The following is a 20,470-nucleotide window of genomic DNA, read 5'->3' on the forward strand; positions in this document are numbered from 1 at the left end:
TTCCTTATTACACTTACAAGCAGTTATGCCTAACAGCGATTGTAGTTTCGGTTCTTATAAAAATGATTGTCGACTAATTTTTGCGTAATAGAATGCTGAGGCTCACTTAGTACCTGCAATGTATCACCAGATTCAACCACATCACCTTGCGCCATGACCATGACTTTATCGGAGATATGTTTAATGATTCCAATTTGTTGTGACACATAGATAAAGGAAACGCCCATCTCATCTTGCAGCTCTAATAACAGGTTGATGATCTGTGAGCGCATTGCCATATCTAAGCCATTAAGAGCCTCATCCGCTATTATTATAGAAGGCTGCAGGATAAGAGCGCGTGCAATACAGACTCTCTGTTTTTGCCCAGCAGCGAGCATCTGAGGATAGAAATAGGCATGCTCTGGTAGCAGTCCAACGCGGCGCAATGTGTCATGGACGCGCTTCTTTCTCGCCTCAGGCGGCATATTTGTGTTTCTTTTTAGTGGCCCCTCTAAGATTTTCCCTATCTGAATTCGAGGATTGAGCGATAAGTTAGGGTCTTGAAATATGACTCGAATCAATTTGCAGCGGGTAGAATAATCTTTATGTTCCAGTTTTTCACCGTTAACAAATATCTCCCCTGACGTAGGCTCGATAACCCCAGCTAGCATTCTGGCTAAGGTAGACTTTCCTGAGGAGTTTTGTCCTATCAGAGCCAAGGTTTGCCCCGGCTCAAGAGAAAAGCTAACCGGCTTTACCGCTTCAAGGTGTTGCTTACGAAATAGTCCGTATCGATTGACAAACGTTTTACTGAGGTTGCGCACCTCTAACAGCGAACTCATGCTTTCACCTTAGTGTTTAGGGGGAAGTGGCAGTTGTATTTGTGGTCTTTCTCTTTTTTAGATTGTGGCGCTTTTACACAACGGTGTTGGGCATAAGGACAGCGTGGCCCCAATCTGCATCCAATAGGAAGGTGCTGAAGGGGAGGGATACTACCAGACAGCGATTGCAGCTTTTGTTTATGTGGTAACCAACCATTAAAATCGGGCACCGCTTCAAGCAGTGCTTGGGTGTAAGGGTGCTTAGGTGCGTTTAAAAGCTTCTCGGTTGGCGCCGATTCGACACTTTGACCGCAATACATAACCGTGATCTTAGTTGCCCACTGGGTAATAGTGGCAAGATCATGGCCTATTAACAGTAACGTCGTATTGTTAACCTGATTCATGCGGCTCAACAACTTAAGGATTTGTGTTTGAGTGATAGGATCAAGGTCATTGGTCGGCTCATCGGCAATCAATATTTTAGGCTTGGCCGCAATCGCCATTGCAATCATCACCTTCTGACACTCACCATCGGTAAGCTCATAGGGATAACTGCGCATAACGCGGGAGTGGTTTTTGATACCGACTTTGTGCAGCAGGGCAATCGATGTTTTTTTGCGCCATCCCCAACGTTGCCAAATTTTACCCTTGAATGTTCTTGATGGAATAGATTCAGCTAATTGCTGACCAACCGGCTCACTCGGGTCTAAGCAGGTAGATGGCTCTTGAAATATCATGCCAATTTGCTCGGCGATAACCTTTCTACGCTCCCTACGGTTGAGGGATAAAAGGTCGATATCACCTAGCCGCATTCTATCTGCGGTAACCCGCCAGTTGTGTTTGCTTAGGCCAACGATAGCCTTTGCTATCAAGCTCTTTCCTGAACCCGATTCACCTACTAGCCCGCGAATTTCACCTTCATTTAGGGTGATACTCATTCGGTCAACGGCCTTTACTAGGCCATGAGGCGTTTCAATTTCTATCGTAACGTGTCGAAAGTCTAAAACTGGCATCTATTCAACTCCCGCATTAAGTGCGTCACGCATGCCTTCACCGACAAGGTTAATCGTAATAACGGTATACATAATAACTAAACCAGGTAATACAACGGTCCAAGGGGCAAGATAGATGAGCTCTACCGAGTCACCTAATATCGCTCCCCATTCTGGGCTTGGGGCTTGTGCACCAAGACCAAGAAAACCAAGCGCAGTGATATCCAAAATGGCGATAGTTAATGCAAAGGTAAACTCAGCCACAAATGCGGTCAAAACATTAGGTAAGATAGAAACTGTCAACAAATACCAATTATCGGCACCATCCAACTTCGCCGACATAATGTAATCCTTGTCGACTTCAGCATGGATATTTTGATAGGCAGAGCGAATAAATCGCGGTATAAGCGCAAGGCCGATTGCCAACATAATAGGTACCAATCCAGTCCCTAAGAAGGCCACAAAAATCAGTGCTAGTAATAAGGATGGAATAGACATCACCACATCAAGCAGGTGATTTAATATGCTAGATAGTAACCCGCGAGTCATGCCTGCAAGTGCACCGATAGTACTGCCGACGATTGCGGCAATAAAGGTAATCAATAATGCAGAGCCAATCGTAAGCTGCGAACCCATCAATAGTCTAGATAAAATATCGCGGCCAAGGTCGTCCGTTCCTAAGAAGTATTCGATGCTACCTTCTCTTGCCCAAGAGGGGGGTTGTAGCAGAACCGAAGACTGAACAATTGGGTCATGGGGTGATATTAGGGTTGCGGTTAGAGTGATAATCGCAATAACACCGAGATTCCATAGCCCAAACATAGCCAAATTGTTGCTACGAAAATGTCGCCAAAAGCGCTCTCTTTGGGTTGGAATGTTCTCTTCCAGATACACACTAGTGTTTAGCATACCATTCCTTACGAGCTAGTGGGTTGATAAGAGTGCCGACCAATTCGGACAGGATTTGTGTTGCTAGAACGAAGGTAGCAACCACCATAACCCCAGCTTGTATCGCCACGTAGTCGCGAGTCGCAAGGGCATCTAATAGATAGCGCCCAATTCCAGGCCAGTTAAAAATAGACTCGGTGATAATAGCAAAGGTCAGCATACTGGAAAGCTGTACTCCAATCATAGGTAACAGCGGTGGAATCGCATTTCGCAATACATGTTGAAACATGATCTCTGCGCGGGATAAGCCTTTTATTTTAGCTACCCGGATATAGTTTTGCCCAATCACATCTGCTACGGAGGCGCGCATGAGTCGAATAAACTGCGTAGTAGGGGCGAGTGCTAGCACGAATGCAGGTAAGATAAGGTGCTTAAGAACACTACTAAACGCAGCTTTGCGATCAGGAGAGTCACTTAGCCACGCATCGACTAATGAGAAGCCAGTGACATGGTCGATATCGTACAAAAGGTTATAGCGACCTGATATAGGTAACCACTCCAACTGTAGGGAGAAAAGCATCACTAAAAGCAAAGCGACCCAAAATAGTGGCGCTGAATATCCCGCCATCGAAATGAAAGAAATAATTCTATCCGACCATTTATTCATACGAACGCCGGCTATCGTTCCCAAAGGGAGACCGATACACAGAGCAAGTACGAAGGCCAGGGTGCAAAGCTCAAGTGTCGCACTAAATACAATACGTACATCATTAAACACAGGCTCGCCATTGGCATTGTTACCTAGATTTAGGTGTGACAATTGTGTCAGGTACTCCTGCCAGCCAGGCCAGAAGTCGTTGATAGCCCAAGGCGATGTCGGATCGAGTCGTAAAATCGAATACCCAATCAAAGATAAAATGAGTAGGGTAATGATGAAGAGATTGAGACGGCGTATGGTGTAGATAAACACTTATTGTTCCCTCTCTACATTCTCAAAACTCAAGGTATTAAAGGCACTGGTATCAAAGCCCTTAAGTGAATTATGTTTGGCTTGAAACTGCATGCCGTGCGCTATAGGCACAATAGGCACCTCTTGATTTAATATATTCTGAGCCTGTCGGTAGAGATTCAAACGATATCGTTGTTCGGTGGTTTCCTTTGCCAGATCGAGTAAAAAATCAAAATCGGAATTGCACCAAGTGGATATGTTTAGTCCTGCATTTTGCGCATCACATGATAACAGTGGCCTGAAAAAGTTATCTGGGTCCATTGTATCTGCGCTCCAACCCGTAAGAACCATGTCTGCCGATGTTCGCTCGCGAATTTGTGTTCTTGTTAGGCGCTCATCAAGCAATATATTTAGCTTAATGCCAATATCCGCAAAGTTTGATTGCAGTAATTCAGCGACTTTTCGAGGGCTTGGATTGTATACCGTAGGCTCAACTTGAACCCAAATGGAAAGCTCTAAACCCTTGCTATAACCTGCTTCGCGCAATAGTGCTCGAGCATAGTTCCGGTCATATCGTATCGATGTGGTGTCATTGTTATATGCCCAAGATTCTGGCGGTAGAATAGAGTAGGCCGGTGTACCATAGCCATAATATACGGACTCGATAATCGCTTCACGGTTAACCGCAAGGCTTATTGCCTTTCTTACTCTTGGGTCGCTAAGGGCGGGATGAAAGGCATGTAATGCAATAAACGACACATTCATGCTTGGGTGAGCTTGCAACACAAGACTTGGGTTACGTTGAATGGTCGGTATTTGACTTGATTTAGGAGCATATAAGACATCACATTTATTGCGTAATAACTTGGCTAGAGTGCCTGTGCCGCGTGAGGAGATATCAAATACTACCTGTTTCATTTTAGGCATGCCACGCCAGTAATTTTCGTTGCGGCGCAGGCGAATATAGTCATTAACACTAAAACCATCCAAATAAAAGGGGCCAGTACCCACAGGATGACTATCAATGTAGCCTTTTAGGTCGGATTTTATCAATAAATCGCCGTACTCTTTGGACTGGATACCTGTATAGATAGTTGATAGATTGGCTAAAAATGTATTGTCAGGGTGATTAAGGGTAAACCTAACGTGGCTGTCATCTAGGGCCTCAATGCTTTTAACTGTTTCGCCAAATCCGATCCCAGTAAACCACGGATACTGAGCACTGCCAACATAGTGAAAGGGGTGTCGGCTATCTAAGATTCGATTAAACGTAAACACAACATCACTGGCATTCATTGTGCGTGTTGGTGTAAACCATTTTGTGTGCTGAAAGCTTACATTGTGACGAAGGGTAAAGGTGTATACCGTCTTGTCATCGCTTATTTGCCAACTGCTAGCAAGCATTGGTTTGGGTTTTTGGTCGTCTTTAGATAACTCAACTAAGGTATTGAACAGTTGAGGGGCAAGCGCTTCTGCAGCAATATCATTGTCCACTCGCTGCGGGTTCAATGATTGTGGTGTACCTTGACCACAGAAGATAAAACCATCTTGTTTGATCTGATTATTATCCGCTGTATCGTCGCAGCCCATAAGGACTATGCCTGTAATCAACAGGACCGCGGTTTTAGTTACTCGCCAAAAGTCAGCTTTCATATGGTGAAACACCAAAGATTTTTCTTGAATTGATCTAGCTAATTTAGCATTTATCCTAGATAACCTCCAATATCAAAGGCGTGTTTAATTGTTGATCCTAAACCATTTTATATTTTCTCAACATTCCTCTAAATTGATGGTAACTCAAACCTAATAATTGCGCGGCTTGTTTCTGGTTATGTTTAGCTTGTGCTAAGGCTTGGGTAAGTATTTGGCTCTCTTGCTGATAAAGCCACTGTTTATAGTTAAGCGGAAGAGTGATTGAGGTAGAGGTGTGGTGCTCTTGAGTGGGCTTAGCACAAGTAAAAGGGTCAAATACCAGTGTATCAATGGCCAACTCAGGGTTAGGGTTTTGATATACAGCCCGCTCCACAACATTTTTAAGCTCTCGTACGTTACCTGGCCACGGGTAGGCGATCAGACTTTGTAGGGTGCGAGTACTGAATCCTGCAAAGAGTTCATAGCCCAATTCTTGGCACATCTTGATGGCAAAGTGCTCGGCTAATAGTGGAATGTCTTGCTGCCTATCTCTTAAGGGTGGCAGAACTAAAACATCAAATGCTAACCTATCAAGGAGATCGGCTCGAAATTCTCCTTGTTGAGCCAACTCAGGCAGGTTGGCGTTGGTTGCACAGATTAGGCGCACATTACACTCGAGTTTTTGGGTGCCCCCGACGCGTTCATATTCGCCGTATTCAATGACTCTCAGTAGTTTCTCTTGTACATATAAAGGGGCGGTTGCCAGTTCATCTAAAAACAGGCTTCCTCCTTCTGCACGCTCAAAGCGTCCTTGATGGCGCCCTTTGGCACCAGTAAACGAGCCAGCTTCGTGTCCAAACAACTCCGAATCAACCACGCCCTCATTGAGGGTTGCACAATTGAGGTTAATTAACGGTTTATCCCAACGTTGAGACAGATAATGCAGCCGTCGAGCAATCAACTCTTTACCTGTGCCACGTTCTCCAATGATAAGCACTGGCCGGTTAATTGCGGCTACACGCGACACCTTATCTAATACACTTAAAAAAGCACTGGACTGTCCCAAAAGGGTTTGTTGTTTCATGTTATTAGCCAAATTAACCATAATATGGTTAATATTTTGCCATCCTTGAGATTAGTCAAGTGCAAATGATTGACTAATGTGAATTCTGTAACGCAGTTCCTGTTTTTAACTTATTGTTTAAAAACAAGTTTCAGGATTATCTGTTGAGTATGTAAAAACTTGGCACTCGATTTGAATGTAAAATGGAGGAATAAACTGATTTAGGTTGGAGAAACAATGGGTATTTTTTCGCGCTTTGCAGACATCGTCAACTCAAATATCAATGCCTTATTGGATAAAGCAGAAGATCCTGAAAAGATGATTCGTCTTATTATTCAAGAGATGGAAGATACCTTGGTTGAGGTGCGTACTAATTCGGCCAAGGCGTTAGCTGAAAGAAAAGATCTATCCCGACGCGTTGAACAGGTTGAAACTCAAATTGAAGAATGGCAACACAAAGCCAATCTTGCGTTAAGTAAAGGTAGAGAAGAACTTGCAAGAGCTGCGTTAATTGAAAAGCAGCGGGTCGCCAAATTACTGCAGGGTTTGCATGCAGAGCAAAGCTTAGTCGAGGAAACAATCTCTAAGCTTACCGGTGAGGTGAGTAAACTCGAGAACAAAATCACTGAAACGCGCTCTAGGCAGTCGGCACTGGTGATGCGTCAAAATGCGGCTAACAGTCGTAAGCAGGTTCAACAACACTTACACAGTGGTCGTACCGAAGATACACTGGCAAAATTTGAAGAGTATCAAAAGAAAATTGACCGTCTAGAGGCCGATGCTGAAAGCTATGAGCTAAACGATGAACACAAATCATTGGATAGAGAGTTCGCTGAACTTAGCGCTGATGATGAAATAGAAAAAGAGCTTCAAAAAATGAAGCAAAATATCAATAAAGACCAATAGGGGGCGCAATGTCGACAGCATTGATTGCAATACCACTCGCTATATTTTTAATCTTCGTTGCGCCTTTATGGCTAATTTTACATTATCGTAGCCAACGTAAGCTTGACCGAGGATTGACTGACCAGCAAAGAGAGCAGCTGCAACAGCTTTCTACTCAAGCGATACAGATGAAGCAACGGATAGACATTTTAGAGAGTCTGCTTGATGCGCAAACGCCTGAGTGGAGAAATAAATCATGAATGGATTGTATCGGGATACTCATAATGGAAAACTCTCTGGGGTGTGCGCGGGCGTCGCTGCGCGCTTTGGGTTAGAAGTATGGGTGGTACGCATTTTAGTGGTATCGGCAACCTTGTTAGGTGGTGGTTTTTTAATGGTATTGGTGTATTTTGCAGCCAGCCTAATGTTAGAAAAACAAACCCCACAGATTTTTCAATCAAATCAACAGCAGTTTGACCATCAGATGAAGCAAAAAAGTTGGCAATCAGGACGTTCAGCGCAGGATTTACTAAATATACTGGATACGGATTTCAAGCACATGGAAGGCTCCCTACGGTCACTAGAGGCTTATGTAACCTCGGACACCTATAAAACCAACAAGGCTTTTCGCGATCTGTAGTGCGCATCAGAAAGGCTTTTCGTTTTCACTATCACAATCAAATATACCGATACTTTCAATGCTCACCATAAAGTATTGCTAACCTACCGCTTTCTACCCAACTCATTGATCGTTAATTAGTTGATATTTTATGTAATAAAAATGGCGTTAACATATTGATACATCTATGTTTAATAGAAGTAATTAAACAAGGATGAGTTATGCGCCTCCATTGGATTGCATTATCAGTGTGCGCTTTAGGGATATCAGCGTGTTCGAAAGAAAAAGACACCATCCCAGAGCCTGAATCTCGGCCAGCAAAATTTTTTACCGTATCGGTGGGAGACAAGCCTTTTGAACGGGTTTTCCCAGCAACTTCCAGCGCGGGAGACCGTGCGGTTTTGGCTTTTCGCGTTCCAGGGGAGTTAATAGACCTGCCTGTTAATGCGGGTCAACAGGTGAGACAAGGTGAGGTATTAGCGCGCCTTGATGATGAAGAATATAAGCTGCTTCGCTCGCAAGCCAAAGCCAATTTTACTCTGGCAAATGTTCAGTTTAAGCGTATGCAAACCCTGATCAAAGATAAGGTGGTGTCAGAGCAAGAATTTGATCAAGCTGTTGCGAATCAAAAATCTGCGCGGGCGGCGTTTGAACAAGCGGATGCGAATTACAGCTATGCAAAGCTGATAGCGCCGTTTGAGGGGACTATCTCAATTATCAATATTGATAATTTTGAATATGTTTCCGCCAAACACGGGGTGATGAATATTCAATCTGATGCGTTATTAAAAGTGATTTTTCAGCTACCAGATTCACTCTTTAGCCGCTTTAGCAATAGTGGTGGTGTGCATTCTAAAATGGTGTTTGACTCCTTTCCCGACCGTGAATTCCCCCTTACTTTCCAAGAAATTGATACCGAATCTGATCCCGCAACCGGCAGTTATAAAGTAACTATGATAATGCAGCGTCCCAAAGACATTGGCATTTTACCCGGTATGTCTGGCCATATTCATACCTTGATCCCGCGTTCTAGCGCATCTGTATTACCTACTACTTCGTTATACCAATGCGGTGAAAAGCAATGTGTATGGCGTATTGATGAGCAATCTCAGGTAGAGCAAGTCGCGGTGTCGACCGATGATAAAGGTGCTGTCACCAGTGGTTTACTTGATGGCGACCAGATTGTTGTGTCGGGGGTCACCGAGCTTGAATCTGGAATGAAGGTCAGAGAGTGGATTAAGGAGCGCGGACTATGATGGTTCAATTAATGAAACCCTTGCTGATTGTAACGCTTTTTATGGGGCTTTTGGGGTGCGAGCGTAAGGCAGTAGAGCCGATTTCCCATATTGCAAATGTTGAGGTCATGGCATTAGGAAAGCATACAGTAACAGATCGCTTATTTTTCCCCGCGGTCGCACATGCGGCGCACCGCTCTCATTTAAGCTTTAGGGTTGCAGGAGAGGTGGTAGAGCTAGTCGTAAATGAAGGTGATATCGTAAAGAAGGGCGACCTTATTGCGCGGCTTGATACCCGTGATTTTAATATTAATGTCGATACCGCGCGTGCTTCATATAACGCCATTAACAGTCAGTATCGTCGCTCGCGACCTCTGGTTAAAAAAGGATTACTTGCACAATCCCAATTTGATGAATTGGCTGCCAAGCGTCAGATTGCACTTGTGCAGCTGCAACTCGCTAAGATGCATCTAAAATTTACCTCATTACAGGCTCCTATTGATGGCGTAATTTCCCGGGTGAATATTGACCGATTCGAGAATATCCAAGTTGGACAACAGATTGTAAACATCCATAGTGTCGAAGAGATTGAGGTGTTGATCCAAATTCCCGACCGTCTGTTTATTCATCAGCCTACTCAAAGAGACCTTCGAAAGGTAGTGGCGAAGGTTAAAGTACAAAGTGGCAATGTGTATGAGGCGACAATCAAGGAATTTACTACAGAACCGGACCCTAAATCGGGAACTTACAACGTAACCTTAACTATGCCGATGCCTGAAAAAGAACTGATTTTAGATGGGATGGCAGTTGAGGTGACAGCCAAGAGTAGTGACGCAGGCCTAAATGTCAGTATTGGTACTCAGGTTCCATTTAGCGCCGTAGTGAATATGGATGGAGACAGCCTAGATAGAACCGAGAAATACGTATGGTTATTAGAGGGCGATAAGGTACGCAAACAGCAAATAGAACTGGGTAATATAAATAATAATACGGTTCAGGTAATAAGCGGACTGGTGGGAGAGGAAACCCTAGTTGTTAAGGGATTAGCGCAACTGAGAGAGGGAGCGTCAGTGAAGGTGATTAAACAGGAGACTGCACAATGAGCAAGGAAGTCGCTGAGCAGTCTAACGATGAAGATATCAAAGGTATTGCGGCATACTTTATTCATAATAGAGTAATTAGCTGGATGATATCCCTTATATTCTTGATAGGTGGTACCTTCGCTTTCTTTGGATTAGGAAGACTCGAAGACCCCGCATTTACCATCAAGGATGCTATGGTCGTTACCTCATACCCCGGAGCTACCCCGCAGCAAGTTGAAGAAGAGGTGACCTATCCAATTGAGAAAGCCATTCAACAGTTAACCTATGTGGATGAGGTTAATTCTATTTCTAGCCGCGGTTTATCACAGATAACCGTCACCATGAAGAACAACTATGGCCCGGATGATCTTCCGCAAATATGGGATGAACTGCGTCGCAAAGTGAATGATATTCAAGGCTCACTACCTCCAGGGGTAAATCCGCCTTCGGTTATTGACGATTTTGGTGATGTGTATGGGATATTACTCGCGGTTACCGGGGAAGGTTATTCCAACAAAGAGCTCCTGGATTACGTGGATTATTTACGGCGTGAATTGGAGTTGGTTGATGGCGTAAGTAAGGTGTCAGTAACCGGTGATCAGCAACAGCAAGTATTCATTGAGATGTCGATGAAGCGCTTAACTAGCCTTGGAATATCACCAGATACGGTTTTTAACCTGTTGAGTACGCAAAATATTATTGCTCCCGCGGGTGCGATTCGAGTTGACGATGAATATGTTCGTATTCACCCAACAGGCGAATTTCAGGATGTCGAACAGCTTGGCGATCTGATTATTACCGATGAAACCACCGAAGGGCTGATTTATCTTCGAGATGTGGCTCAGGTAAAAAAAGGTTATGTCGATGTGCCATCGAATATTATTACCTTCAAAGGCAATCTCGCGCTTAATATGGGGGTCTCATTTAATGCTGGAGTTAATGTAGTCAGTATTGGTGAGATGGTTGATAAAAGACTGGCAGAGCTTAAATATCAACAGCCAGTAGGTATTGATATACAAGAGATCTATAGCCAACCCAAAGAAGTAGACAAATCAGTAAGCGGTTTCGTAGTCAGCCTAGGTCAAGCGGTTGCCATTGTCATTGTGGTATTGCTGTTCTTTATGGGGTTGCGGTCAGGTTTATTGATTGGGCTGATCCTACTATTAACCGTTTTGGGTACGTTTGTGTTTATGAACTACCTAGATATAGAACTGCAACGTATCTCCCTTGGTGCATTAGTGATAGCACTGGGGATGCTGGTGGATAATGCCATTGTCGTCGTCGAAGGAATACTGGTCGGAACGCAGCGGGGAAGAACACGCTTGCAAGCGGCAACCGATATTGTGACCCAAACGAAGTGGCCATTACTTGGTGCGACCGTGATTGCGGTAACAGCGTTTGCTCCTATCGGTCTTTCGCAAGATTCGACCGGAGAATACTGCGGCACGCTATTCACCGTTCTCCTTATCTCCTTGATGCTATCGTGGTTTACAGCGATATCATTGACGCCGTTTTTTGCAGATATCTTTTTTAGAGGGCAAAAACAGCAACACGATGCCAATAGTGACCCGTATAACGGCTTTGTATTTGTCATTTATAAGAAGTTTCTCGATTTTTGCATGCGACGTGCGTGGTTAACCGTGATTGTATTAGTCAGCCTGCTGATGGGGAGTCTATATGGCTTTACTTATATCAAGCAGGCATTCTTCCCATCATCAACCACACCAATGTTCTTATCAGACATCTGGCTACCGGAAGGGACCGATATCCGCACCACCAATACCAAACTTAAGGTGATTGAGAGTTGGTTATTGGAGCAAGAAGGGGTTGAGCATGTAACAACGACGGCAGGTAAAGGCTTGCAACGCTTTATGCTGACTTATACTCCAGAAAAATCCTACGCATCGTACGGTGAAATTGTTACTCGTGTGGCTAATTACGAGGTGCTTGATGATTTGATGAAGCGCTATCGAGAATATATCGCAAGCAGTTTTCCGGAGGTAAATTATAAGCTTAAAAAAATTGAGCTTGGTCCTGGGGGAGGAGCGAAAATTGAAGCTCGAGTGATTGGTTCAGACCCAACGGTTTTGCGTACTATTGCAAAACAGGTGATTGACATTATGAACGCCGATCCTGGTACAACCAACATTCGTCATGATTGGCGTGAGCGTACCAAAGTGCTAGAGCCTATCTTCAATGAGAGTCAGGCGCGCCGTTACGGTATTACTAAGTCTGATATGGATGATTTCTTGCAAATGTCATTCTCTGGAAAATCGATTGGTGTATACCGTGATGGTACGACGCTAATGCCAATTGTTGGACGATTAACCGAAGAAGAGCGCGTAGATTTTCGTAATATAGAGAGCTTGAAAATCTGGAGCCCAGCACTGCGTGAATATATTCCATTACAGCAAATTATGTTGGGATATGAAGTGCGCTGGGAAGATCCTCTGATTGTGCGTAAGAACCGCAAACGCATGCTAACTATCATGGCCGACCCCGATCTATTAGGTGAAGAGACCGCCGCAACATTGCAAAAACGCCTACAAGATCAGATTGAAGCCATACAATTACCGTCGGGTTATAGCCTTGAGTGGGGCGGGGAGTATGAGTCATCTAGAGATGCTCAAGCTTCGTTATTCCAAACGATGCCTATGGGTTATCTGTTTATGTTCTTAATAACGGTATTTTTGTTTAATTCGGTAAAAGAGCCATTAATAGTTTGGATGACGGTGCCACTGGCGGTGATTGGTGTTGCTACTGGATTGCTGGTATTGGATACCCCGTTTGGCTTTATGGCGCTATTGGGCTTTTTAAGTCTTTCGGGAATGCTACTTAAGAACGGAATTGTATTGATAGACCAGATAGAGGTTGAAATGCACTCCGGTAAAGAACCCTATAATGCGGTTGTTGAGGCGGCGTTAAGTCGCGTTCGCCCTGTGTGTATGGCGGCAATTACCACTATTTTGGGCATGATACCGCTGCTTCCAGATATCTTCTTTAAGCCTATGGCTGTAACCATCATGTTTGGGTTAGGATTTGCAACGGTACTAACACTTATCGTGGTACCTGTGTTATATCGTCTATTTCACAACATCAAGATAGAGCAGGTGTAATGAGTAAACCACAGCAATCCACCTTCATAGCGCCAGATGACGGCACGTGCGGGTGGGCACAAAACACCCAGATTGAGCGACATTATCACGACAATGAATGGGGCATACCTAGCTTTGATGATAGGCATTTATTTGAGTGTCTAACCCTAGAAGGCGCGCAAGCAGGTCTGAGTTGGTTAACGGTTTTGAGAAAGCGTGAAGGTTATCAAAAAGCGTTTTTGAACTTTGATATTGATGAGTTGGCTAAGCTTGACCACAGTAACGTAGAGTTCATCAAGGAAAACTACGATATCGTACGCCATAAAGGAAAAATAGCATCAGTTTATAGCAATGCACGCGCAGCTGTTATTTTGCAACGCGAGTTTGGTTCGTTAAGTCATGCGCTATGGCAGTTTGTAGACCATAAACCGGTAACAAATCATTGGCAGTCGCTCAATGAGATACCTGCGTTTACCGAGCAATCAAAAGCAATGAGCAAGTTTTTGAAGAAAAGAGGGTTTAAGTTTGTAGGGGAAACCATATGTTACGCCTTTATGCAGGCGGTAGGTATGGTTGATGACCATATAGTGTCATGTCCGGCAAAGCAGCATTAGAATCTATTTTCTAGGACTAGGGTTTTTAGACGTGCGTCTCACGTAATTTAACCCTATATTACGCTTTAATATAAGCTGCCTAATCGCCTCGTTGTTCGAGGTATGATTTCGACAGCTTATTTTTGTATTTTGATAATCGCTATTACTTATGCTGCTTCAGTTTTTCGGAACGAAGAGAATTGCTCAGCATTTTTGTTAAGTAATGAGTACAAGGTCTGCAGTTCCTGATTATCGAGAACTTTATGATTGACGGTATAGCGTGTGATCATATAGTTCACTTCATCGATCAGTTTTTGAGTAACACATGCTTCGCGGTGCTCTATACTCTGGTCTCTTACAACACCATAGTGTTCAGTTTTTTCACCTAAGGTATAAACTTGGTTGTCAAAACGACTGACACCGTGGGTTTGGCCATCTTCTCTTTTGAAGCGACCTAGCTCTTCAATATCAAAGAATTGGTTAGTGACCTTTGAAACCGTATAAGGAATAAAATATTTTTGGTGGTTTGAAGATGAATTTCCTCTTTGTTCTGTCCAAATTGGAGTAAGAACAAATACGGTGTCGCCAGTTTGTAGATTAGGAAATTTCATGAGAAACCTTATTTGATTTGTTATTTGTTGATATTTTGTCCGAAAACGAGGCATTAAAAGGCGAAGAGTGATCTTGGTAGTGTTCATGTTTTTGTGATCTTAGTCATATTTTCTTGCAAAGGCCGTGGTTAAGTTATTGGTTTTAAAGATTATTGTTTTTGGTAGTCAATATATTGTGACGTTCAACTAATTGAGGGAGAATAGGCAAGTGTTGAAGAGTTTTCAGATAGGTTGTGTAACATTTAAACGCTACTGGAGTGATTCCTTATTTTCCATTCGTATTAAGGTTGATAACCACCCATTTAATGCAGGGCAATTTACTAAGCTAGGTTTGTTTAATTCTGGTGAGGAATTAATCAGGCGTGCATATTCAATTGTTAATTCCCCCCAAGATTACCAACAAACCTCTGAACTTGAGTTCGTTATTGTGACTGACTTAAATGGGAAATTGTCTCCGCAATTGCACCTGTTAGAGGTTGGAGACCCCGTTTATGTGGGATTAGAAGGCGCCGGATATATGGTGCCCACTGAGATCCCAGACACCGCTTCTCAGTTGTGGTTACTATCAACGGGAACAGGGTTAGGCCCATTTATTTCCATGCTAACCGAGGTGGGATTTATTGAGCGTTATCAGCAGGTTATCTTAGTCCATGCCGCAAGATTTGAATCAGATTTAACCTATAAAGAGGTAATCGAGGGTCTCGCATCTCGATACCCTCAGTTGAAATATGTGCCGATTGTATCCCGAGAGCAAGTCGATGGTGTGATGAGCGGACATATACCTGACTTGATTAAAAATCGTGAGTTAGAATCGGCAGTAGGGATTAATTTGGATTTTGAAAAGAGCTTCCTTTATTTATGCGGCAATCCCGCGATGGTGCGTTCGACCAGCGCAGTGCTACAAGATAGAGGCTATCATAAGCATCTAAGGCGCAAAGCAGGGCACTTTAGCTGTGAAAACTACTGGTAAGTAAAGAGAGTTCTACCAATAACCTTGTATTATACCTAACCACAGTCCTTGTTGACGGCTTAGTTTTAGGCTGTGGGTGCAAATGTCATTGATTTTGGCAGATGATAGGTTAAGTTAGCGGATAGGACTCATCAACCACCCCTTTTATGGACCCAATCTCCATTCCACTTCCCTCATTGATACATCGAGTCGGCGGCAGCGATGTGGCGCGCTTAAAGGTACTAGCTGACAATTATAATTGTCATCTAAAACGTATCAGACGCTCTCGAAACTGGGTACTAACAGGCCTTTGGCCTGATATTCAGTGCTTTTGTGATGCTGTTGATCAATTGAATCTAGTCAAAGAGGCTTATTTACTCTCAAAAATCATCCCGATTCTAAAGGCGAATATTACTGAAACGCCGATCCAGATATTACAGCGTTTGCTAGTAGAAAAGCCTCACTTAACCATTGCTGAATTAGCGGAGTTTAGTGGTTGTGAGCTTGTTGAGGTAAGACGTGCTCGAATAGAGCTGGGCCTATAAACAAGCAATCGTAAATTTTGAATTAAATTTTTGGAGTTGTTGTATATTTAACTCTATAGAACATATCGGGAACATTTCTATGAACAAACTCATGTTAGGTTTTTTTCTTAGCTTCATGGCTGTTGGTGTAGTACACGCTGATCGCTTAGATGATATCCAAAAATCTGGGGTGCTTAAGGTTGGTACGACAGGGGATTATCGCCCATTCTCTTATCACGATGGCCAAGTACTTAGTGGTTATGATATCGATGTCGCTAAATACATGGCTAAGCAGCTTGGGGTGAAGGTTGAGTTTGTAGAGACCAGTTGGAACGAGTTACTGATTGGTCTCTCGCGAAAAAAGTATGATATTGCGATGGGTGGAATCACCCGTAAGATGCAACGCCAATTGCAAGCGGAACAAACACAAGGTTACATGACATTTGGTAAATGCTTTTTGGTTAAAAAAGGCAATGCTGACAAATTTGATACCCTTGCTAAAGCTAACCAACAACAGGTTAAGGTAGGGTATAACCTTGGTGGTACAAATGAAGCGTTTGCTAAGCAACACCTTGCCAAAGCAAGTGCGACTACCTTTGAAAATAATCTCAATGTACCTAAAGCAGTTGCGAGTGGTAAAATTGATTTAATGGTCACTGAAACCCCAGAAGCGCTGTACTATCAAAGTATTAATAACAATCTGCAAGCGGCAGGTTGTGATGCCCCATTTACTAAAAGCCAGTTTGGTTATCTAGTACCTAAGGGAGAGCAGCGTCTGTTAAATACAGTGAACTTTATGATGGATGAAATGCAGCTACAAGGTGTTCAACAGCAGTTAATGCGCCAAAACGCGCTTAAATAATGGCTATCTTCAGTGCAAGTCGAATACAAACAAAAAGGGTCAGTATTAACTGACCCTTTTATTGTTCGGTTACTTGGTGAGCGCCGCGTTATATCGCTCAAGTCCAGCTTCAAGGTCGTGGATCAGATCTTCAACATTTTCTAATCCGATATGGATTCTAAATAGGGTTCCGCTAAAGTTAGGATTTGCCACCGTGCGCAGGCTATTAAATGAACGAGGTTCATTGGCAAGGATCAGGCTTTCATAACCTCCCCACGAATAGCCCATACCAAAGTGCTTCATTCCATCAAGTAACGCTGTGGTCGCTTGTACATTTTGTGATTTCATAACGAATGAAAATAGTCCGTTACCACCAGTAAAATCACGTTTGAAATATTCATGCCCAGGGCAGCTTTCAAGTTCAGGATGGCGAACATGATCTACTTCAGGTCTTTGGGCTAACCATTTCGCGACTTGTAGGCTACTTTGCTGGTGTTGTTTTAGGCGAAGGTCTAGGGTACGAATACCACGCAGTGCAAGGTAGGCATCATCTGGTGAAACACATTGCCCCATCAGGTAGCTGTGTTCACGAAGTTGAGGCCACAATGCCTCGTTAGCAATCGCGGTGCCAAGCATGACATCAGAATGTCCAACAATGTATTTGGTTGCCGCTTGGATTGATATATCAACCCCATGCTCAAACGGAGAGAAATGCAAACCAGCTGCCCATGTATTGTCTAGCATGACAATGATATCTTTTTTATGCGCAACCTTAGCCAGAAGCGGTACGTCTTGTACCTCCATAGTGATGGAGCTTGGCGATTCTACAAATAAAATCTTGGTATTGTCTTGGATAAGCTCTTCGATTTCGGCACCGATCGTCGGGCTAAAATAGGTGGTTTCGACCCCTAAACGTTTTAGCATAGTGTCACAAAAGTCGCGAGTCGGCTCGTAGCAGGTATCAACCATTAAGATATGGTCTCCTGCTTCAACAAACGCCAGGATGGCGTTGGAAATTGCAGCGGTACCGCAAGGGTATAGAGCACAGCCGTGACCGCCTTCTAGATCAACCATCGCATCTTGAAGGGCGAAGTGAGTTTGAGTACCACGACGTCCATAAAACAGCTCTTTGTTGGTTCGATTTATGGTCGCATGATTCTTTTCTGCAACGGTGTCAAATATGATAGTAGACGCGCGTTGTACCGGCGGGTTAACCACACCATGGGTCCACTTTTTCTCGCGGCCAGCATTGATAAGTTGTGTGGTTTTACCAACTGAGGTGGTGCTTTTTGACATCTTTCTTCCTTGGAATTTAACGACTCATTCCATGAAACCAGAGCCAAAACATCAGTGCAAGCAAAAACTACAGTATTGGGCTAAACAAATAGAAACAGCGCTCTAAAAAGCGGTGTAGTAGGCTTCGTTTACTCCACCTCTCGGCATTAATCACAGTCGATTGTTCAATATAACGCTCTTGCAGCCAGTCTAACTGTTGCGTAAATTCGGCATCGTCTACCACTAGCGTAACCTCAAAGTTAAGCCACAGGCTGCGCACATCTAGGTTTACTGTACCTACCAAGCAATATTGCTTATCAATGACCACTGATTTGGTATGTAAAAGGCCACCTTCAAACTCGTGAATTATTACTCCTGCCGCCAATAATTCAGAAAAATAGGATTTAGAGGCCCAACCTACCATGATGGAATCGTTACGCTTAGGTAAGATTAATTCTACCCTTACCCCTCGCTGAGCCGTGGTGCGGATGGTTTCCAGAAGCTCTGCACTAGGCACAAAATAGGGGGTGGTAAAGGTCACCGAATGACTGGCACGACTAATAGCAATATTGAGTACCTGCTGAATCAGATTGTCAGGCATACCGGGCCCTGAAGGCACAACTTGAATCGGATGAAGGAGATGATCTTGTTCAATATTGCATTCGGGTTGGGCTGGAAAGCTCCTGTCACCAGTTTCCACCTCCCAATCCCAGCAATGGATGGCAGACAATACGTTAACCGTAGGGCCGGTGATTCGCACCATAATATCAACCCACATCCCAAACCCCGCATTTTGTTTAAAGTGTTCAGGGTCAACTAGATTCATGGAACCGGTATATGCAATGTTGTCATCGATAACGATAATTTTACGGTGTTGCCTTAGGTCAAGGCGACGTAAAAACAGTCGCCAAGGCTTCACTTGTAGCGCGGCAATGATATCTATTCCCGCCGCTTTCATCATCTTATACCAGGCACTGTTGAAAAACTTTCGACTTCCGGCAGCATCAAGCAGTACCTGGCACTTTACGCCGCGACCTGCGGCTTGAATTAGGGCTGAGGCGACGGAGTTTGCAAGCCCCCCTTCATTCCAGATATAAAACTCCATCCGCACCGAATGCTTGGCTTGTTGTATATCTTCAACCATCGACTTTAATATTTTTTCAGGGGTATCTTGTAGCGATAAGGTGTTGCCACACAGAGCTGGGATCCCCATACGGTTAGTACATAGGTCATCGATATGAGTAATATGAGTGGGTGTTTTTTCGGGTAGATGGGCATTGCAATCGAGCAACTGATAGAACCAAGCCTTGTAAGGTTCAAACATTGCACGTGCGCGATCACCTCGTTTGCGTCCAAGGTTGAGCTCGCCAAACAAGAAGTAAAAAAGAACACCGATAATAGGTAGTATGTAGATAATCATTAGCCAAGCTAAGGAGACGCTGACAGAACTTCGTTTGATCACCACACGAACAGTGACGCCCGCTACTAATATCCAATACACGGCTAACCCGATAAGGGTTAATACGTGATAAACACCTTCCATTTTGCTCTTTATTATTCAAATACTTAATATGGTTAGTGTATACGGAAATTATCGCTTTGTGTCGATTTAAGTGTGAGGTGTTATGTTGCTCGCAATTGATGAGATGCATAATTGTAAAATTTGAAGGTTTGGATGAAATGCCACGCTGAAATGCGCTTTTTGTCTCATTTTAATGGCTATCCGTATATAATCTGGCGATAGAATATTTTTGAGTAGGTGCGAATGTTTGACCTTATAGATCAGCAACCGGGTTTTATCATAATCAATAAGCATCCTCAGGTAAGTGTGCATAAAGACAATCAACAAAGCTCATTGTTAATGGAACTGCAGCAACAGTTAGGCTTTGAGCATCTATATCTGGTGCATAGATTGGATAAAATGACCTCGGGACTATTGCTGTTGGCGACCTCGCAACGTGCAGCCAGTGAGCTATCTCAAGCCTTTGCGCAGCGTAAGGTAGAGAAATTTTATTTGGCATTATCTGATAAAAAGCCAAAGAAAAAACAAGGCCTAATCAAGGGGGATATGTCAAAGAGTCGTCGCTCTGCGTGGAAGCTTCTGCCAACCAATATTAACCCGGCAATGACTCAGTTTTTCTCAGCGGCCGCCGATGGTCAGCGATTATTTCTATGTAAGCCCAAAACGGGGAAAACTCACCAAATTCGTGTCGCATTGAAGTCTATCGGTAGCCCCATCATTGGGGATGCTATCTACAACCCAAGCAGTGTTGCTGATAGGGGCTATCTGCACGCTTATGGGCTTGCGTTTGAATTTCAAGGCCAGCACTATCAATATCGTAATTCGCCGTTAGGTAATGGCGAATTATGGACATCGTTTGAACAACAAATAACCCAATGGGCAAGCCCTGAACTGCTTAATTGGCCCAAGGTATAA

At 43.7% G+C, this 20,470-nt stretch carries 20 protein-coding genes; 11 read left to right on the forward strand and 9 right to left on the reverse strand.

Annotated features, from left to right (window positions below; translation table 11 throughout):
• Window positions 1-29: 29 nt before the first annotated feature.
• The 6 genes from OCU28_RS04785 to pspF all read right to left on the reverse strand — a co-directional run bounded on the left by OCU28_RS04785 (window position 30) and on the right by pspF (window position 6,345).
• Window positions 30-821: a peptide ABC transporter ATP-binding protein gene (locus OCU28_RS04785; RefSeq protein ID WP_261817200.1), complete on the reverse strand. Its 792-nt coding sequence runs from the start codon at window positions 819-821 to the stop codon at window positions 30-32.
• A complete protein-coding gene (locus tag OCU28_RS04790; RefSeq protein WP_261817201.1) occupies window positions 818-1,813 on the reverse strand; it encodes a peptide ABC transporter ATP-binding protein in 996 nt (331 codons plus the stop codon). The genes OCU28_RS04785 and OCU28_RS04790 overlap by 4 nt, the downstream gene beginning before the upstream one ends.
• On the reverse strand, window positions 1,814-2,701 hold the full coding sequence (locus tag OCU28_RS04795; RefSeq protein WP_261817202.1) for an ABC transporter permease subunit: 888 nt from the start codon (window positions 2,699-2,701) through the stop codon (window positions 1,814-1,816).
• Window positions 2,688-3,650: an ABC transporter permease gene (locus OCU28_RS04800; protein WP_261817203.1), complete on the reverse strand. Its 963-nt coding sequence runs from the start codon at window positions 3,648-3,650 to the stop codon at window positions 2,688-2,690. Before OCU28_RS04800 ends, OCU28_RS04795 begins: the two co-directional genes overlap by 14 nt.
• Entirely contained in the window at window positions 3,651-5,282 is a 1,632-nt protein-coding gene (locus OCU28_RS04805) for an ABC transporter substrate-binding protein (RefSeq protein WP_261817204.1), read from the reverse strand.
• 97 nt (window positions 5,283-5,379) lie between these two features.
• Entirely contained in the window at window positions 5,380-6,345 is a 966-nt protein-coding gene (pspF, locus tag OCU28_RS04810; RefSeq protein ID WP_261817205.1) for a phage shock protein operon transcriptional activator, read from the reverse strand.
• Between the two features lie 216 nt (window positions 6,346-6,561).
• Here pspF and pspA point away from each other — a divergent pair, with 216 nt between their 5' ends.
• From pspA to OCU28_RS04845, 7 genes are all read left to right on the forward strand, one after another.
• Complete coding sequence (gene pspA, locus OCU28_RS04815; protein WP_261817206.1) at window positions 6,562-7,230, forward strand: phage shock protein PspA; 669 nt, start codon at window positions 6,562-6,564, stop codon at window positions 7,228-7,230.
• Window positions 7,231-7,238: 8 nt separating this feature from the next.
• Entirely contained in the window at window positions 7,239-7,469 is a 231-nt protein-coding gene (gene pspB / locus OCU28_RS04820) for an envelope stress response membrane protein PspB (RefSeq protein ID WP_261817207.1), read from the forward strand.
• The gene (pspC, locus tag OCU28_RS04825) at window positions 7,466-7,849 is read left to right on the forward strand and encodes an envelope stress response membrane protein PspC (protein ID WP_390623798.1); all 384 of its coding nucleotides are present in this window, start codon (window positions 7,466-7,468) and stop codon (window positions 7,847-7,849) included. The genes pspB and pspC overlap by 4 nt, the downstream gene beginning before the upstream one ends.
• Window positions 7,850-8,049: 200 nt before the next feature.
• Complete coding sequence (locus tag OCU28_RS04830; protein WP_261817208.1) at window positions 8,050-9,084, forward strand: efflux RND transporter periplasmic adaptor subunit; 1,035 nt, start codon at window positions 8,050-8,052, stop codon at window positions 9,082-9,084.
• Window positions 9,081-10,166, forward strand: a complete 1,086-nt coding sequence (locus tag OCU28_RS04835) for an efflux RND transporter periplasmic adaptor subunit (protein ID WP_261817209.1) — start codon at window positions 9,081-9,083, stop codon at window positions 10,164-10,166. The genes OCU28_RS04830 and OCU28_RS04835 overlap by 4 nt, the downstream gene beginning before the upstream one ends.
• Window positions 10,163-13,261, forward strand: a complete 3,099-nt coding sequence (locus tag OCU28_RS04840; protein WP_261817210.1) for an efflux RND transporter permease subunit — start codon at window positions 10,163-10,165, stop codon at window positions 13,259-13,261. Before OCU28_RS04835 ends, OCU28_RS04840 begins: the two co-directional genes overlap by 4 nt.
• Window positions 13,261-13,854, forward strand: coding sequence for a DNA-3-methyladenine glycosylase I (locus OCU28_RS04845; RefSeq protein ID WP_261817211.1), 594 nt, complete (start codon window positions 13,261-13,263; stop codon window positions 13,852-13,854). Before OCU28_RS04840 ends, OCU28_RS04845 begins: the two co-directional genes overlap by 1 nt.
• A 146-nt stretch (window positions 13,855-14,000) precedes the next feature.
• Here OCU28_RS04845 and OCU28_RS04850 read toward each other — a convergent pair whose 3' ends face one another.
• Window positions 14,001-14,444 (reverse strand): hypothetical protein, encoded by a 444-nt coding sequence (locus tag OCU28_RS04850; RefSeq protein ID WP_261817212.1) that lies wholly within the window; start codon window positions 14,442-14,444, stop codon window positions 14,001-14,003.
• Window positions 14,445-14,652: 208 nt separating this feature from the next.
• On the opposite strand from OCU28_RS04850, the gene OCU28_RS04855 reads away from it, so the two are divergent.
• From OCU28_RS04855 to OCU28_RS04865, 3 genes are all read left to right on the forward strand, one after another.
• Window positions 14,653-15,414 carry a ferredoxin--NADP reductase gene (locus OCU28_RS04855; RefSeq protein WP_261817213.1) on the forward strand — a complete coding sequence of 254 codons (762 nt, stop codon included), beginning with the start codon at window positions 14,653-14,655 and terminating at the stop codon, window positions 15,412-15,414.
• A gap of 146 nt (window positions 15,415-15,560) precedes the next feature.
• Entirely contained in the window at window positions 15,561-15,938 is a 378-nt protein-coding gene (locus OCU28_RS04860; RefSeq protein ID WP_261817214.1) for a ribosome recycling factor family protein, read from the forward strand.
• Window positions 15,939-16,017: 79 nt separating this feature from the next.
• Window positions 16,018-16,779 (forward strand): transporter substrate-binding domain-containing protein, encoded by a 762-nt coding sequence (locus OCU28_RS04865; RefSeq protein WP_261817215.1) that lies wholly within the window; start codon window positions 16,018-16,020, stop codon window positions 16,777-16,779.
• Window positions 16,780-16,848: 69 nt separating this feature from the next.
• On the opposite strand, the gene OCU28_RS04870 is transcribed toward OCU28_RS04865, so the two are convergent.
• Window positions 16,849-18,054 carry a cystathionine beta-lyase gene (locus OCU28_RS04870; RefSeq protein WP_261817216.1) on the reverse strand — a complete coding sequence of 402 codons (1,206 nt, stop codon included), beginning with the start codon at window positions 18,052-18,054 and terminating at the stop codon, window positions 16,849-16,851.
• 67 nt (window positions 18,055-18,121) lie between these two features.
• A complete protein-coding gene (gene cls, locus OCU28_RS04875; RefSeq protein ID WP_261817217.1) occupies window positions 18,122-19,576 on the reverse strand; it encodes a cardiolipin synthase in 1,455 nt (484 codons plus the stop codon).
• A gap of 222 nt (window positions 19,577-19,798) precedes the next feature.
• Between cls and OCU28_RS04880 the strand changes: the two genes are divergently transcribed.
• Window positions 19,799-20,470 (forward strand): TIGR01621 family pseudouridine synthase, encoded by a 672-nt coding sequence (locus tag OCU28_RS04880; RefSeq protein ID WP_261817218.1) that lies wholly within the window; start codon window positions 19,799-19,801, stop codon window positions 20,468-20,470.

Origin of the sequence: Vibrio gallicus (genome assembly GCF_024346875.1) — a bacterium.
GTDB lineage: Bacteria > Pseudomonadota > Gammaproteobacteria > Enterobacterales > Vibrionaceae > Vibrio > Vibrio gallicus.